Genomic DNA, 1,141 nt, shown 5'->3' on the forward strand with positions numbered 1-1,141 from the left:
GATCGTCCGCTGACCTGCCACAACCCTGTGATGCCTGGCTTGACGAGAAGTCTGCGACTGACTGTTCCGTCGTATGCCTCGACCTCGCGACGCAGCGGCGGCCTGGGGCCTACAACGCTCATCTCGCGACGAAGAACGTTCACGAACTGAGGCAGTTCATCGATCGAGTATCTGCGCAGGAAGCGCCCGACCGGTGTAACGCGCGGGTCGTCGCGCATCTTGAAGAGCACACCGGCGCCGTCGTTCTGGGCCATCAACGACGACACCTGCGAGTCCGCATTCTGGACCATCGAACGGAACTTGAGCATCGGGAATGGTTTGCCGTCCAGTCCCATTCGCTCCGCTCGATACAACACCGGGCCCGGGCTCGAGAGCTTGACCGCCAGAGCCGCGGCCAGGAGAACAGGTGCAATTGCTACCAGTATCAATGACGCGAAAATTACGTCGAACGATGATTTCGCAAAGCGTTGCGCACCATGATATTTCGGTCGCTCGACGCGAATCAGAGGCTGACCTGCTACCGGGCGCATCGACAATCGTGGGCCCGACACATCGACGATGCTGGGCGCAACGACCAGGTCCACGTCCCGCGATTCCAGATCCCAGGCAAGCGCGCGGATACCGTCCGAGCCGAGATGCTCGGTTGCCGTCACGGCAACGGTGTCTGCGCCGACCAGTTCCAATGCTTCGACAACCGACGTCTCACCGCCGAGAAGCGGTATGTCACGTCCGTCGACCGCAATGGATTCGTCTGCGCGCCGAAGGAAACCTGGCACACACACTCCGACCACGCGGAAACCGTCAGCACTACCTCGCTCGAAGTTTCGTGCCAGTTCAGCGCCGGCGTCCTTGCTGCCCACCACCAGTACAGATGTGAGGCACTCTCCGCGCGTACGACGTCGTACGATCACCCCACGCCACAGCCAGCGGCTGACAAGTAGTGCGAGAAGCCCGACGGGAAATGCGAAAGCGAGGTACAGCCGGGCGATGTCGAGTCGAAGCAGAAGGCTCACGATCGCGATGACCCCGAACAATCTCATCGCGGACACGAGGATTCGCCGATACTCTTCCGGACCAGTTCTCCTTCCGCGACGAGGGCGGCGCGGACGCCGTGCGCTCCCTGCTCGATACGTACGGGGGC

1 protein-coding gene is annotated in these 1,141 nt (G+C 61.9%); it reads right to left on the reverse strand.

Annotated features, from left to right (window positions below; all coding sequences use genetic code 11):
* A partial coding sequence (locus tag ABT116_RS48830) for a sugar transferase (RefSeq protein ID WP_351648034.1) occupies positions 1–1,040 on the reverse strand: 1,040 nt, incomplete at its 3' end.
* Positions 1,041–1,141: the final 101 nt, after the last annotated feature.

Origin of the sequence: Streptomyces sp. NPDC002130 (assembly GCF_040296465.1) — a bacterium.
GTDB lineage: Bacteria > Actinomycetota > Actinomycetes > Streptomycetales > Streptomycetaceae > Streptomyces.